This window comes from Kitasatospora sp. NPDC048365 (assembly GCF_043200835.1).
GTDB lineage: Bacteria > Actinomycetota > Actinomycetes > Streptomycetales > Streptomycetaceae > Kitasatospora > Kitasatospora terrestris.
The window spans coordinates 1-13314 of record NZ_JBICYJ010000056.1; the positions used below are offsets into that span (position 1 = coordinate 1).

The 13314-nt window shown below is 72.9% G+C and carries 15 protein-coding genes and 1 pseudogene; 5 read left to right on the plus strand and 11 right to left on the minus strand.

Annotated features, from left to right (window positions below; all coding sequences use genetic code 11):
• The 5 genes and pseudogenes from ACGFX4_RS36175 to ACGFX4_RS36195 all read right to left on the minus strand — a co-directional run.
• The coding region (locus tag ACGFX4_RS36175; RefSeq protein ID WP_393084088.1) for a PAS domain-containing protein at nucleotides 1-539 on the minus strand (539 nt) is incomplete at its 3' end.
• Nucleotides 540-718: 179 nt separating this feature from the next.
• Nucleotides 719-2377, minus strand: coding sequence for a penicillin-binding transpeptidase domain-containing protein (locus tag ACGFX4_RS36180; protein WP_393084091.1), 1659 nt, complete (start codon nucleotides 2375-2377; stop codon nucleotides 719-721).
• A 253-nt stretch (nucleotides 2378-2630) separates the two neighbouring features.
• Nucleotides 2631-3077 carry a prealbumin-like fold domain-containing protein gene (locus tag ACGFX4_RS36185; protein WP_393084094.1) on the minus strand — a complete coding sequence of 149 codons (447 nt, stop codon included), beginning with the start codon at nucleotides 3075-3077 and terminating at the stop codon, nucleotides 2631-2633.
• Nucleotides 3066-3209, minus strand: a pseudogene (locus ACGFX4_RS36190) (prealbumin-like fold domain-containing protein); the annotation flags it as partial. The gene ACGFX4_RS36185 and the pseudogene ACGFX4_RS36190, both read right to left, overlap by 12 nt.
• A gap of 24 nt (nucleotides 3210-3233) precedes the next feature.
• Nucleotides 3234-4226 (minus strand): HEAT repeat domain-containing protein, encoded by a 993-nt coding sequence (locus ACGFX4_RS36195; protein WP_393084096.1) that lies wholly within the window; start codon nucleotides 4224-4226, stop codon nucleotides 3234-3236.
• Between the two features lie 336 nt (nucleotides 4227-4562).
• Here ACGFX4_RS36195 and ACGFX4_RS36200 point away from each other — a divergent pair, with 336 nt between their 5' ends.
• Entirely contained in the window at nucleotides 4563-5225 is a 663-nt protein-coding gene (locus tag ACGFX4_RS36200; protein ID WP_393084099.1) for a DUF6000 family protein, read from the plus strand.
• Here ACGFX4_RS36200 and ACGFX4_RS36205 read toward each other — a convergent pair.
• From ACGFX4_RS36205 to ACGFX4_RS36220, 4 genes are all read right to left on the minus strand, one after another.
• Complete coding sequence (locus tag ACGFX4_RS36205) at nucleotides 5203-5649, minus strand: hypothetical protein (RefSeq protein WP_393084102.1); 447 nt, start codon at nucleotides 5647-5649, stop codon at nucleotides 5203-5205. The two genes, ACGFX4_RS36200 and ACGFX4_RS36205, sit on opposite strands and share 23 nt — an antisense overlap.
• 320 nt (nucleotides 5650-5969) lie before the next feature.
• Nucleotides 5970-6494 carry an SMI1/KNR4 family protein gene (locus tag ACGFX4_RS36210; protein WP_393084105.1) on the minus strand — a complete coding sequence of 175 codons (525 nt, stop codon included), beginning with the start codon at nucleotides 6492-6494 and terminating at the stop codon, nucleotides 5970-5972.
• A 33-nt stretch (nucleotides 6495-6527) separates the two neighbouring features.
• Nucleotides 6528-6992 carry a nuclear transport factor 2 family protein gene (locus ACGFX4_RS36215; RefSeq protein ID WP_393084248.1) on the minus strand — a complete coding sequence of 155 codons (465 nt, stop codon included), beginning with the start codon at nucleotides 6990-6992 and terminating at the stop codon, nucleotides 6528-6530.
• 48 nt (nucleotides 6993-7040) lie between these two features.
• Complete coding sequence (locus ACGFX4_RS36220) at nucleotides 7041-7685, minus strand: hypothetical protein (RefSeq protein ID WP_393084108.1); 645 nt, start codon at nucleotides 7683-7685, stop codon at nucleotides 7041-7043.
• Between the two features lie 173 nt (nucleotides 7686-7858).
• On the opposite strand from ACGFX4_RS36220, the gene ACGFX4_RS36225 reads away from it, so the two are divergent.
• The 3 genes from ACGFX4_RS36225 to ACGFX4_RS36235 all read left to right on the plus strand — a co-directional run bounded on the left by ACGFX4_RS36225 (nucleotide 7859) and on the right by ACGFX4_RS36235 (nucleotide 10254).
• The gene (locus ACGFX4_RS36225; RefSeq protein ID WP_393084111.1) at nucleotides 7859-8254 is read left to right on the plus strand and encodes a hypothetical protein; all 396 of its coding nucleotides are present in this window, start codon (nucleotides 7859-7861) and stop codon (nucleotides 8252-8254) included.
• The gene (locus tag ACGFX4_RS36230) at nucleotides 8251-9477 is read left to right on the plus strand and encodes a hypothetical protein (RefSeq protein ID WP_393084114.1); all 1227 of its coding nucleotides are present in this window, start codon (nucleotides 8251-8253) and stop codon (nucleotides 9475-9477) included. Before ACGFX4_RS36225 ends, ACGFX4_RS36230 begins: the two co-directional genes overlap by 4 nt.
• Nucleotides 9478-9675: 198 nt before the next feature.
• On the plus strand, nucleotides 9676-10254 hold the full coding sequence (locus ACGFX4_RS36235) for a hypothetical protein (protein ID WP_393084117.1): 579 nt from the start codon (nucleotides 9676-9678) through the stop codon (nucleotides 10252-10254).
• A gap of 48 nt (nucleotides 10255-10302) precedes the next feature.
• On the opposite strand, the gene ACGFX4_RS36240 is transcribed toward ACGFX4_RS36235, so the two are convergent.
• Complete coding sequence (locus ACGFX4_RS36240) at nucleotides 10303-11064, minus strand: DeoR/GlpR family DNA-binding transcription regulator (RefSeq protein WP_393084120.1); 762 nt, start codon at nucleotides 11062-11064, stop codon at nucleotides 10303-10305.
• Between the two features lie 89 nt (nucleotides 11065-11153).
• Between ACGFX4_RS36240 and ACGFX4_RS36245 the strand changes: the two genes are divergently transcribed.
• Nucleotides 11154-12419 (plus strand): MFS transporter, encoded by a 1266-nt coding sequence (locus tag ACGFX4_RS36245; RefSeq protein ID WP_393084123.1) that lies wholly within the window; start codon nucleotides 11154-11156, stop codon nucleotides 12417-12419.
• Here the strand turns inward: ACGFX4_RS36245 and ACGFX4_RS36250 are convergent.
• On the minus strand, nucleotides 12406-13272 hold the full coding sequence (locus tag ACGFX4_RS36250) for a DUF697 domain-containing protein (protein WP_393084126.1): 867 nt from the start codon (nucleotides 13270-13272) through the stop codon (nucleotides 12406-12408). The genes ACGFX4_RS36245 and ACGFX4_RS36250 overlap by 14 nt on opposite strands.
• Between the last annotated feature and the right edge of the window lie 42 nt (nucleotides 13273-13314).

Sequence of the window (13314 nt, forward strand, 5' to 3'; positions counted from 1 at the left end):
CCCCCCCCCCCCCGCCCCCCCCGCCGGCGCGCCGGGGCCCCCCCCCCCCCCCCCCCCCCCCCCGCCCCCCCCCCCCCCCCCCCCCCCCCCCCCCCCCCCCCCGGTGCGTGGTTGCTCCGCAGCACGGCCAGGTCGGTGTCGCGCAGGACGAACCCGATCCGGTCCTGGTCGAGCAGGGCCCGCAGCAGGGCGGTGCCGTCCGCGGCCTCGTCGGCCCGGTCGGCGGGGACGGCCAGGACGACGGAGCGGGCGGGCGAGGCCGTGGGTACGACGCGGTACCGCACGGTGACGGCGCCGCCCGAGCCGTGGGTCAGCCGTGCCGTGCCGTCGAGGGGCGGTCCGTCCGGCGTCGGGAGGGCCGGTATCCGGGCGTCACGGTCGGTGACCAGCCGCAGGACCGACCGGCCGCGGACCTCGGCGGCGGAGCGGCCGAGCAGCTCCGCGGCGGTCGCGGACCACGAGACCACGATCCCCCGGGCGTCGATCAGCGCGGTGGCGACGTCGGCGAGGACACCGTCTCCGGACGGGGAGGAACCCATGTGATGATCACCGCCTGGGCGAGGCTGCACCGCTCCTGCTTCTCATGATGCCCGGTGTGGTGCGGGCGCCGCCCCCGCGGTGGTCGGTTCAGGCGCTCGATGACCATGCCCTGGCCGCCGCCGGATGCCCTTCGCCGCGCAGTCCGCCCTCCTCGGCGGCCGCGCCCTGAACCGTCAGGTCAGCTGTTGCCGATCCGCAGCAGCTTGGCGACCGCCGGACCGGCGGACTCGGCGCCGTGCAGGCCGCCCTCGACCTCGGCGGCCACGGCGAGGTTGCCGCGGTAGGCGGTGAACCAGCTGTTGGTGGGCTTGCCGCCGTCGACCTCGGCGGTGCCGGTCTTCGCCGCGGCGCCGGGGATGCCGGCCATCGGCTCGGCGGCGGTGCCGCTCTTCGCGGTCTGGGTCATCAGGGCGCGCAGGTTGGTCAGGACGTCGTTGGAGAGCTGCCGGGCGGCGGGCTTCTGTTCCATGCCGGGGACCAGGATCGGCATCTTGAAGACGCCGCTCTGCACGGTGGCGGCGACCGAGGCCATGCCGAGCGGGTTGGTCTGCACCTTGCCCTGGCCGATGAACTCGGTGGCGGCGCCGGCCATGTTCGACTCGGTCGGGATCTTGGTGTCGAAGTTGGACAGGCCGGTCTTCCACTCCAGGCCGAGGCCGAAGACGTCCTTGGCGATCTTCGGCAGGGTGTCCGGCTTCAGTACCGCGGCGCCCTTCTCGATGAAGGCGGTGTTGCAGGACTCGGTGAAGTCGTCGGCGAAGGTGTTGTTCGGGTGGGCGTCGGGGAAGTCGTTGGCGACCGGGCGGCCGGTGACCATGGTGGTGGACGGGCAGGGCACCGGGGTGGACGGGGTGACCCCAGCCTCCAGCAGGGCGGCTCCGGTGACCACCTTCATGGTGGAGCCGGGCGCGGTGGCGCCGGAGAAGGCCCGGTTCTGGCCGGTGGAGGGGGAGAAGGCGAAGGCCAGGATGTAGCCGGTGCTGGGCTCGATGGCGACCAGCGAGGCGGGTCGGGTGCCGCCCTTGGACTGCTCCGCGACGGCGGCCTCGGCGGCGGCCTGGAGGGTGGCGTCCAGGGTGAGTTTCAGCGCGGGGACCGGCTTGGGCTCCTTGATGGTGAAGAGCTTCTCCGACGTGCCGTCGTAGGTCTTGGTGATCAGCACGGCGGTGCCGGCGTCCTCGGAGGCGCCCTGCGGGGCGTCGCCCTTGAAACGGTCCAGGACGCCGAGGAGCGAGGGAAAGCCGGTCAACGGACTGCCCTTGCGGTCGGTGATGCCGGCGGGAGTACCGAAGACGGGCTTCACGGCGATGGTCTCGCCCGCGCCGAGGTGCGGGTGGATCACGGCCGGCGTCCAGTGCACGGCGGCCTTGCCGTCGCTCATCTTCACCAGGCCGAGCACGCCGTCGTAGGCCCACGGGGTGCCGCTCTCGGCGAACTCCATGCTGGCCTTGAAGGACAGCGGCAGCCCGGTCGGCGCGGCCCCGGCCGACGCCGATGGAGCGGGCGAGCCGGTCGGTCCGCCCGCGGTCAGGTGGACCGCGCTCGGCTTCACCTTGTCCTGGAAGGCGGTCAGCGCGACCGTCGCCGCGTCCGGCGCGTCGGTCAGCCTGCCGGCTGCCATCACGTCGCCCTTGGCCCAGGCGTCCAGGAAGTCCTTGGCGGCGCCCGCCGCCTGCTCGGCGGTCGGCGGCTCGGCCACCACCGTCCGCGGCTTGGCGGCGGCCGCCCGGTCCGACGAGTCGGTCAAGGCCGAGGCGATGTTGTACGCGCCGTAGCCGCCCACGGCCAGCATGGCCGTGGCGACACCGGCGATGCCGATCTTCGCGCCCTTGTGCACGGTGCTCTTCCCCCCACAGATCCGTCCGGCGAGGAATCCCCCCGGCGGCCCCGATCCGGGCCCCCCGGCCCTCCGCCGGAATCCGTCGCCATGTACACACGGCGACGGACCGGGAAAGGTTACACAGCACGGCCGACAGACGCGGTGTCAGACGGCGCCGCCCGCCGTCGCGGGCGGTGCGCTCCCGTACGCGGCGAGGTGCCCCGGTCCGTGCGGGCCGGGGCACCTCGGTGGAGCGTGCCGTGACTACCCGTCAGTGCTCGCGGAGCTGGGTCCACGGCTTGTCCGAGCCGTGGTCACCCTTGGGCGGGCACGGCTTCGGCTGGCAGGGCTTGGGCGGGCACAGGCGGGTGTCCCGCACCGTGACCTCCACGTACGGGCAGTCCTTGGTGAGCACGACCTTGCTCACCGGGTCGCCCGGGAGGGCGTAGCCGTCCGGCGCCGACACCTCCTGCCAGTAGTAGGTGCCGAGCGGGAGGTCGTGCGCCTCGCAGACGCCGTCCTCGCCGGTGGTGCAGGGCTCGCCGACCTTGGTGTCGGCGTTGTTGCCGAAGGTCTGCAGGCCCGGGCGGCCGTTGGTCTCGCGCCACAGCTGGAACACCGCGCCCGCCAGCGGCCGGCCGGTCGCCGCGTCCAGCTTGGTGATGCGGGTGGACGCCGTCCGGTCGGGCGTCTTGCGGTCCCGCACGGTCACCGGCACGTTCTGCCCGTCGGTGACCAGGACGACCGTCGTCGTGCGCTGGAGCGGCAGGTCGTATCCGGGCGGGGCCGCGGTCTCCTGCCAGTAGTACGTGCCCAGGGGCAGGCCGGTGGCGGAACACTGGCCGTTGGCCGGGGTGGTGCAGGGGTCGCCAAATCAGTACAGGTCGGCGATCCAGGCGTAGTCGTCCGGGTTGCGCATCTGGGTGAGGGCGGTGCGCAGCCCGTCCGTCTCCGCGAGGTCCCGGAGCCAGGGGACCGGACCGAGGAGCGTGACGAGGCGGTCGGTGGCCTCGGCGTCGAGGAAGGTGTCGAGGTCCGCGGGGACGGGGTCGTCGACCAGGCAGAGCCAGGCCAGGACCGCGCCCATCCGGACCTCGGCGGGGCGGGCCGGGTCCTGCCACCAGGCGCGGAGGCGCGCGGTGGTGGCGGCATCGCGTTCCTCCCACGCCAGTTCGCCGATCGCCAGGACCAGGCTCGCCCGCGTCACCGGGTCGTCCTCGGCGTCGAGGCGCGCATGCAGGGCGGCCGCGATCCGGTCCCGGGCCGGGGCGGACACGGCCGCGAGGGCGTGGGCGACGGCGGTCCGGACGGTCGGGGCGGTGTGGTCGAGCAGGGGCAGCAGCAGGCCGACGTCCGCGGTGAGAGCCTGCCGTGCGGCCTCGGCGGACCAGCTGCCCACGTAACCGCTGGGCTCGAAGACGAGGCTGCCCGCGGGGGTAGCGGTGCGCAGGAGCCCGGTACGGGTGCCGTCCTGGAGATGCGGACGGCGGGCCAGGGCTGCGACCAGGAGGAGAAGACGGGGGTGGGGACGGGTGAGCGCGATCCGGATCAGGAAGGGGAGCGCGAGGGCCCCGGCCGCGGACGGGGTGCCCTGGTGGCAGACCATGTCCCAGAGGGCTTCCAGCTCCCGGTCGGCCTCCCGCGCGGTGCCGCACCGGATCCGGGTCAGACTCCCCGGCACGTCGCTGCCGGGGCCGAACGCGTGGTGGAACCTCTCCCACGGCACCATGTCGTAGTCAGGGCCGTCCTTGACCTCGGGGGTCATCGCGGCCACGACCACCCGCACGTCCTGCGCCGTGCCCGCGTGGAACTCCGGCCCGCCGTCCGCCCAGATCGCCGGGACACCGTCCCCACCCCGCCAGCTCACCACAACTCCCCTCGCCGCCTGTCGCCCAGCCCGTGCACGACCGCGGACTCCGGGATGCCGGGGGAGAGAAGTGGGAGCGAAACCCCGGTCGGCCTCTCCCCAACCATGACCTGGCCCCGGGGAGAGGCCGTCCCGCACCGACCATCCCACAGCCGACCACACCCGCGTCGCTCCGTCTCAGCATCCGACTCGGCGTCCGACTCGGCGTCCGAAGCGACGCACCGCCGTGGAGCCTCCGACAGCGATGCCGCCGCCCGCCGCCCGGCGCGGACCGGGGAGCGGAACCGCCGGGAAACGTCCTGGTCGCACGGCCCCCGACCAGGACAGGATGTGGCCATGCCTACCGCTCACGAAGACCCCGAGTGGTCCACTCTGGTCCGCCGCTATGTCACGCCCGGCCGGCGCTACCTCAAACTCGGCGGAAGCTGCCTGCGCATGACCGGGCGCGAACGCGCCAGGTTCACCAGGGATCTCGGCAGGGACGCCGGCGACATCACACCCCGAGAACTGTCCGTCCTGCTCGACAGCGGGTGGCGCGAGCGCAAGACCGCCGCCTGGCTCATCACGGTCGCCCGCAGAACCGAGTTCCGCGAACGCCTCGGCGAACTCCTGCTCGCCAGTGAGGTCTGCTACGCGGGCTCGTCCTACTGCGTCACCCTCGCCACCTTCGGCACCCCCGCGGACGCGGACCTGCTGGCGGCCTACCTCGACCACTACCTCCGGCGCCCCGACCTTTACTACGACCAGCCGGCCGCCATGGGCGCACTCCTGCACCTCGACAGCCGGCTCGGCACCGACCGGGCCGCCCGCTTCCTGGCCCCGGACGGCCTCTGGCACCAGTGGATCGGCGGACCGCCCCGCAAGGAGCACCACTCCGCACCGGACAGCTACCGCGAGGCCATGAGCGAGCTCTGCTCCTTCGCCGACGAGAGCTCCGGGCACTGCCGCACCGTCCCGACGCCGCCCGGACGAACCGTCAGGAGCCGGTCCCGCACATGAGCCGGGCGGCCTGCTGCTGGACCTCACCCCGAGGATCGGCGCAGTCCACCAAGCCCGCCACGGGGGACCGGGGCCGGAAGGTGGTGACGGTGCCGACGGCGTCCGCACCGTTGCAGTGGCGGACGAAAGAACTGGTGATCACCCAGTTGAACGCGTACCCGATGAACCGGCCCGGCCGGCTGGTGCTCACGGCCGAGCTCCCTGGGTACGGGCCCAGTGCCCCGCCGAACTCCGGCAGGCCGGGGGTAGGCGACTGGCGGACGAAGGCGTCGTACCCGCGGCGGGCGTCCGACTCGCCCGCGCTCGACGTCGCGGACGCGGTGACCGGCCGGACGGCCAGTGCACCGGGAAGGTTCAGCTGCCCGCCGCCCGCAGCCGTGACGGTGACCGCCGCAGTGACGTGCGTCAGCGTCTCCGTCTCCACCGCCGGGGTGAACTCGTAACGCGGGTTCGCACAGTCGGTCGGCGCCGTGGCCGAGGCCGTAGCCGTGGCCGACGGCGCGGGCAGGGACCGATCGTGATGCGGCGTCGTACAGCCGGCCACCGCCAACACCAGCGCGAAGGCCCCCGCACACCGGACGGCCCGTCCTCGTTCCATCTCTCCCCCTCGTGATGCCAGGTGATCGGTGAGGCATCCTGGCGCTGTGGATGATACTGAGACTGCCTGGCAGTCGTGGCTGTCCGGGAACGACCTCGCGCTCTGGCTCGGTACCTGGACGCACGCTGATTGCAGCTTGTCCGACTTCAGGACAGAGGCTCGTAGAACGGGCGGTCGGGCGCCAGGTTGCGTGAACACACCGTCACGTCCTCGCCCCTGAGATAGGCCAGCAGCCATTCGCCGAACGTCATCTCATGGAGCGTCCACGCCGGACTGTCGAACTCCTGGACCACGACGCGCCAGGGCGACGAGGGCTCATCAGGAACGCGAAGGAAGACCGCCTCGCCCGTCGTGGCCGTCGCCACCGGCATCAACTCCCCGGGGTTCGCCCCTGCCGGGCTGGGCAGGAACTCGACCATGTCCTCCTCCCGCCACATCTCCAGCTCTGCCCGGATCCTCGGTACCAGACTGTGCAGCAGATGGCCGGCGGGGTGCTTCAGGTACAGCTGTCGATTGATCACGATCGAGCCGTAGGCGTTCACGATCTCCCGGAAGTCGGCAGGGAATTCGATACCGAATTCCCGCTCCATCTCGACCCATGGCGCCGGATCCGTCCAGGCGAACCGGGGTTCACCCAAGAGGGATCGGATCTCCGAAAGGGTTGCCACCATTGCGTCCTTTCCGCCCTGCTCGACCTGGGGAGCCTAGGCGGCGGGGAGTCGTTCCGTGTCGGCGCCGAAGGGGAGGAAGACGGTGCGGCCGGTGAGGAGCCAGGCGCCGCCGACCTTGCGGAAGGTGTCCTCGTAGTGGCCGACGTTGACGGGGAGTCTGGGCTCGATCATTCCGCCCGTGTAGCCGTCGACGCGGTACGTCGTCATGTACGAGACGGCCCGCGCCGTGGTGCCGGATTCGACCGTGACCAGGATGTTGGTCATCAGGCGGCGTGACAGCCGGTCGGCCGGGCGGGACGCGAAGTAGTGGCGAAGGGCCTCGCGTCCCTCGATGCGCCGGTCACCGTGGGGCCAGTGCCAGTAGCCGTCCGGGGTGAAGAGGTCGGCCACCGAGCTCGGGTCGCCGAGGTCGAGGCGGTGGATGAAGTCCACGATGAGGCGTTCGCAGGCGCGTTCCGCGAGCATCCGTTCGACCGGGGGCATGATCTCGTCGTCCATGCCCTCTTCTATCAGCACCAGCGGGCGTCGGGACAAGGGGTTTTCCGCTCAGTCGAGCCAGTCGAGGTCCTGGATCTCCAGGCCGTCCGCCCCGAGTTCGGTGTTCTCCGCGTGTTCGCGCATCCGGTCGCCGTACACCGGGTGGTCGCTCAGCCCGGTGTAGGTGTCGAAGTCGAGGTCGATCACGTCGGCGAGGTCGGCGAGGTACACGTCCAGGCCCGGGTACATGACGGCCACGTACGGCAGGTCGTCGATGTCGGTCACCAGGACCGGGTACTCGCCGGTGGAGTCGGGCGAGCCCAGGTACAGCAGGCGCCGGGAGTCGCTTCCGCCCACCAGTGGCAGGCAGGGGGAGGGCAGCAGCCGCTCGAAGTCGGCGAACATCCCGACCATCACCCCGCCCGGGCCGTACATCCGCTCGGCGGTCTCGCCGAGCGCCCGGGCGTCGAACACCGGCTCCCGCTCGTCCTCGTACCACTCCAGGTCGGCCAGCCACGAGCCGTCGAACTCCAGCCACCGTCGCAGGCTCGGCGGCAACGGCCGGTCGCCGGGGAGCCGCAGACGCTCCAGCACCTCGGGAGCCAATGGCTTCGGCTCGTCCAGGTCCGGTGCGTCCGCCGTCGGCCAGCCGCTCTGCCGCACCCGCTCGATCACGCGGTCGATCAGCGCCGCGCCGTGCATGTCCTCGTTCACGTGCGCACTCTTGCACGCGCCACCGACACCGGTCGTCCCGAGGGGTGGACCGGGTCCGTGAATCCCCTGCCGTCCTGTCGTGGCCCGCTTTGCGGTTCTCGCCCTGCTTTGCGGTTTCCGCCGCGGGGCGGGGTCTGTCCTGCCATGCTGGAACGGTGAGTTGGACGGGCTTGGTGTTCCATGTGCTTCCGGACGGCGGGGACGTGCGGGGGAGCAGCTTCTCCCTGCCGGACACGTGGCTGCAGGCTGTCGCCGGTTTCCTGGACGTGCACGCGACGACGCTGGTGCCCGGGGGAGTGCGGGGCAACCACTACCACCTGAGCGGTCGCGAGTTGCTGCTGGTGCTGCACCGGGAGTCGTGGTCGGCCCACTGGGACACCGGCGAGGGCACACCCGTCTCCAGTCGGACGTTCCCGGGGCCGGGCGCGGTGCTGGTGGAGGTGGCGCTCGGGTGCTCCCACGCCGTGCGCAACGACGGTTCGACGGACCTGCAGATCATCGGCTTCAGGGACCGGCCCTTCGACCCGGCGGATCCTGACGCGCATCCACGAGAGGTCGTCCCCGTATGACGGTTCAGGCACCGGAGTTCCCGACGTTCTGCCACATCAGTGAGCTCGGCGCGGCAGGCTATGCCGACCTGCACGCCATGGTGGCCGTCAGCCGGCCGCTGAACCTGTGGGCTCCCTCCAGCGTGCTGTTGAGTTCCCCGGAGTGCCGCATCACGCCCGGGGAGTTCGTCGGGCTCGTCGACGCCGGTCACATCCGGGTCGTCGCCCGCGAGGAGTGGCTCGTCGACCGGGGCTTCCGTGACAACCGCCCGTGGTCCGGGGCCCGGTGGGAACCCGAGGTGGACTCCGCCCTCAAGACCATCATGGAGGACGATCTCGCCGAGCCGGACGTCCGGCGACGGCGCGTGCTGGCCGTCGGGCCGGAGTCCGGGCGCGCGTCGGCCGAGCGCATGCTTGCCGCAGATCCGGTCCAACTCCGCTACTGGACGGAGATGTTGGGGTCCGCCGAGGCGGACCGGGTGATCCCGGCCGGCGTGCTGGAGAACGCCCGGCGTCGCGGTGGCACCGACCTGGAGAAGCAGGCAGTGGAGATCGTCCGGGACGCCTGGAACCACGGGGACGCCATGGTGGAGTGCGGCGCCGACATCCCCTTTCTCATGCGTGCCGAGGACCGCGCCTTCGCCGACCTGCTGGCCCGCGTGCCGACACTGCCGCACCAGGCGGGCGGCCCTGTCCCCGGCGAGGAGCAGGCCGTGCGCGAGCGTCCGGCGCAGGAGGTTCCGCTGGCCGAGGTCACCGGACAGATGCTGGAGGCGTTGCGGCGGGTCGAGATGGACCGCACCGACATCGTGGCCTTCACCCGCAGCGCGGGGCACGCCGCCCTCGTCGCCTGGTTCGCGGCGATCTGCGCACGCATCCGCGCCGACGGCGTGGCCGACACCGACGTCGACGTGCGGGCGGAGCTGGTACGACAGTTGACGCAGGACGGCTTCCCCGGCCTGAGCCTGGACGCGCTGCGTCGGCCCACCATGACGGAGGGCGTCGAGTCGGTCACCCTGGGGATCGATCTGCAGCAGCTGCTGTCGGGCACGGCGGGCATCGGGACGTTCCTGACGATGTCGGCCGCGACCTTCTCGGTCGGAAGGGGCCTGGCCCGACGCCTGGGCTGGGTGCCGGGCATGTACCGCGGCGACGAGTGGCCCTACCTCTACGCGGGCAAGAGGGTCACGGCCGCCCAGCAGCGGGCCCTGCTCGGCCGGCTGCAGGCCGACGAACCCCGCTGATCCGAAGACGGACGAGGGGCGCGCGGGCCGGCCACCCCGGGGGCCGGTGCGGGCGTCGTTGCCGCGCGCCACGTGCGCACGGTCTCGCGCCCGAAATTGCCTGACGACTGTTCGGACACCTGTGCTTCAATCCCCTGTCACACCGTCCGCCCCGCCCGACTCGCACGGGCGACCTCAGAACGGGAACAGCGCCGGCCGATGAACGTCGAATGCCCCCACTGCTCGGAGTCCGACCAGACCGTAGGCGTGCCGCACGCGCTCAGCGACGCCGCTCACCCCCTCGGGCCGGTGGAGCACGGCGCGCTGTTGCCGCCGCCGGCTCCGGCGCCGCCGAAGGTGGCCCACAGCAAGGTCGCCAACGTGCTCTACACCGTGGCCGGGCTGGTCGGCGCGATGATGGTGATGAACCTGGGCAACGGCCTCCCGGATCCGGAGGAGACCACCGCCGCGTACCGCGCCGGCTATGTGTTCGGCCCGCTGATCCTTGCCGTGCCGCTGGCGCTGGCCGGGCTGGCCGTGCAGCTCGCGACGAAGCAGCGGCGGGCCGAGGCCGTCAGGGAGAGCGCGCAGGTGCAGCACGCGCTGTGGGGGCGGCGGCACTGGGTCTGGCAGGCGGTGTGGCTGTGCCGGCGGTGCCGGGTGTGCTTCGTTCCGGAGGGTGCGCTGGGCCCCGGGTCGGCGGCCTCGCCGGCCATCGCGGTGGCGCAGCTTCCGATGTGGGTGACGGCGACCGCGGACCGGGCGCCCGGCGTGCCGGGGGTGAGCGCCACCCGCTGAGGTCCCGCAGGGGTTCCGGCCGTCGCCGGGACGGTGTTCGACGGCGCGTCAGACGCTTGCGACGGTCGTCCCGGCGGCCTCGAACGCGGTGATCTCCTCGGCGGGGGCCGCGGTGTCGGTGACCAGGCTGTGCAGGCGGTCGGCCGGGGCCACGTGGGCGAAGGCGGTGCGGCCGAGCTTGCCGCTGTCGGTGGCCACGATCGTACGGCGGGCGGCGGCCATGGCGGCCTTCTTCACGGTCGCGTCGTCGAGGTCGTAGGCGGTCAGTCCGTCGGCGGCGCTGAGGCCGCAGCAGCCGAGGACGGCGGTGTCGAAGCGCAGGGCGGAGATCGAGGCCAGGGCGAGCGGGCCGGTGAGGGCGCCCTCGGTGGCGCGGGGCTGTCCGCCGGGGACGAGCAGGGTGGCCGGGCCGGGGGCGTCGCCGAACACGTGGACGGCCGGCAGGGACAGCGGCATCACGGTGACGGGGCGCTCGCGCAGCAGGCGGGCCACCTCCAGGCAGGTGGTGCCGCTGTCGAGGAGCACGGTCTCGCCGTCGGCGATCAGCGCGGACACGGCGGCGGCGATGCGGCGCTTGGCGTCGACGGCGTCGCGGGCGCGCAGTGCGAACGGCGGCTCCTCGCCGCGCAGCAGCAGGGTGCGGGCACCGCCGCGGAAGCGCTCCAGGACGCCCTGGGCGGCGAGGGTGTCGAGGTCGCGCCGGATGGTCATCTCGGAGGCGCCGGTCAGCTCCGCGAGTTCGAGGACGGTGGCGCTGCCCGCGTCCCGGACGGCCTGGGCGATCAGGGTGTGGCGCTCCTGGGTGCTCATACGGAGATTGAACCGCACCTCGCAACGAACAATCAACTTGTTCGATCGGTGGCTTTCGAACATGCAAGATGTTCGTTATGGTCCTTGGTATGGAACGCTCGCTCCGGGCCGCCCGCGTGGCGACCTACGTCTACTTCGTCCTGTGCGGCACCCTGATGGGTGCCTGGGTGGTGCACATCCCCGCCGTCGAAACCCGGGTCGGCATCAGTCACGCCGCGCTCGGCGGCCTGCTCGTGCTGCTCGGCCTCGGCGCCTTCGCCGGCATGCAGGCGGCCGGCCGCATCACCGACCGCCTCGGCGCGCGCACCGTCGTCCCCGCCTCCGGCGCCCTCTGCGCCGCGTCCCTGGTCCTGCCCGGGCTCGCGCCGAACCCGTGGACGCTGGCCGGCGCGCTGGTGGTCTTCGGGTTCGCCAACGGATGCCTGGACGTGGCCATGAACGCCCACGCCGTGCACGTGGAGCAGGCCTACGGGCGTCCCGTCATGTCCGGCTTCCACGCGACCTTCTCGGTCGGCGGCGTGATCGCCGCGCTGGCCGCCGCCGCGGCGACCGCCGTCGGCCTGGGCCCGGCCGCCACCCTCGCCGTCCTCGGCGCGGCCGGCATCGCCACCGCCCTGCTGGCCGCGCGCAGCCTGCTGCCCGGAACCGTTCCGGCGGCCGACCCCGCCGAGGAACACGCCGAAGCCCCCCTGCCCGCCGGCAGCACCGCCGTCCGCCGGCAGATCCGGATCCTCGCCGTCCTGGCACTGATGGTCATGCTGGGCGAGGGCGCGGCCAACGACTGGAGCGCCCTGCACCTCAAGGACGTCCTCGGCACCCCGGCGAGCACCGCTGCCTTCGCGTACGGCACCTACGCCGCCGCGATGACCACCGGCCGGCTGCTCGCCGACCGGACCGTCACCCGCCACGGCTCGACGGCCGTCCTGCGCTGGGGAGCGGCCACCGCCGCCGTCGGCATCACCGTCGCGGCGACGACGCCCTGGGTGTGGGCCGCGTTCGTCGGCTGGGCACTGTTCGGCCTCGGCCTGTCCGGCTGCGTCCCCCAGCTGCTCAGCGCCGCCGGCCACGCCGACCCCGCCGCCGCGGGTGCCAACGTCTCGCGCGTGGCCGGACTCGGCTACCTCGGCATGCTCGCCGGCCCCGCCGTCATCGGCTGGCTCACCCACGTCACCGCCCTCAACCACGCCTTCCTGCTGCTCACCCTGATGTGCGCCGCCACCGCCGCGACCGCCGGCATCCTGCGCACCACCGCCGCCCCCGGCGCTCCCGCCGCTCCCAGCGCCCTGGCCGCCCCGGGCTCGCCGGGCGACGCGGGGGGCCGGGAGGTGCCTGTCAGGCTGCCTAGTTCTCGGTGAGCCATTCGGCGAACTCGTGCCAGTGGTCACGGGTCCACTGGAGCGCCGCCTTGCCGAGCTCCGTGACCGTGGCGCTCCCGGCTCCTCGGGCGAAGCTCTCGACGAGCTTCCCGCGCTTGGCCCGGGCCCGCAGGTCGGCGTTCTCCTTCCGGAGCCCGCGCGCCACGGCCTCGCTCCGCTCGACCCGGCGCTCCACGATCCGGTTCAACTCGGCCTTCTCGGTCTCCAGCCGCTCGACGGCGTCCTGAAGTCCCTTGTTCTCGGCGCGCAGCGTGTCGATCTTCCGCTGGGACAGCGGCTCCCTGACGAGGGTGTCGAGCAGGCTCCAGTAGCCGAGACCGGTGAGCACCGTGATCAGGAGCCTGCCCCGGTCCGACTCGAGGAACGCGTCGAGCTTCTTCAGCTCGTTGTTCGCGGCGTACTCGCACGCCTTGGCCCACGCCTCGCCGAGACCCTTCGTGGCGGCCACCGCCACGGCCGCCGACACGGTCGCGCCCACGGCGGACCCGATGACGGGAACGAACCTGGTGGCCCGCTCGGCCAGGACCTTGACGAGCTGACGGAGCGCCACGTCCGTGACCTTCTCGGCGGCGGCCCGGCTGGCCTTGGCGGTTCCGGCGCCGAGGAGGAGCGACATCGGCGCCACGGCCGCCCGCTCGCACTCGGGCAGGCCGTAGGCGTCCGCGATCGCCCTGACCATCCTGATCTGGACCGGGGCGACCAGGGCGACATCGACGAACGGGACGGGCAGTGCGCCCGCTGCGCCGCCGACCAGGCCCGCGGTCGTGACGGCCTTCTTGATCTCGGCCTTCGCCTGCTGCTTCGGATCGGCTGTGGGTGGGAGATTCGACATCTTCGGCCCCCTGCTGGCTCGTGTACCGCACGGCTGTCGGCA

Bases quoted from the DNA above. Each gene is read 5' to 3' on its own strand.
- ACGFX4_RS36200 (WP_393084099.1), top strand. From the start codon at position 4,563: ATGCCTACCGCTCACGAAGACCCCGAGTGGTCCACTCTGGTCCGCCGC.
- ACGFX4_RS36215 (WP_393084248.1), bottom strand. From the start codon at position 6,992: ATGGACGACGAGATCATGCCCCCGGTCGAACGGATGCTCGCGGAACGC.
- ACGFX4_RS36210 (WP_393084105.1), bottom strand. From the start codon at position 6,494: ATGGTGGCAACCCTTTCGGAGATCCGATCCCTCTTGGGTGAACCCCGG.
- ACGFX4_RS36240 (WP_393084120.1), bottom strand. From the start codon at position 11,064: ATGAGCACCCAGGAGCGCCACACCCTGATCGCCCAGGCCGTCCGGGAC.
- ACGFX4_RS36245 (WP_393084123.1), top strand. From the start codon at position 11,154: ATGGAACGCTCGCTCCGGGCCGCCCGCGTGGCGACCTACGTCTACTTC.
- ACGFX4_RS36250 (WP_393084126.1), bottom strand. From the start codon at position 13,272: ATGTCGAATCTCCCACCCACAGCCGATCCGAAGCAGCAGGCGAAGGCC.
- ACGFX4_RS36235 (WP_393084117.1), top strand. From the start codon at position 9,676: ATGAACGTCGAATGCCCCCACTGCTCGGAGTCCGACCAGACCGTAGGC.
- ACGFX4_RS36230 (WP_393084114.1), top strand. From the start codon at position 8,251: ATGACGGTTCAGGCACCGGAGTTCCCGACGTTCTGCCACATCAGTGAG.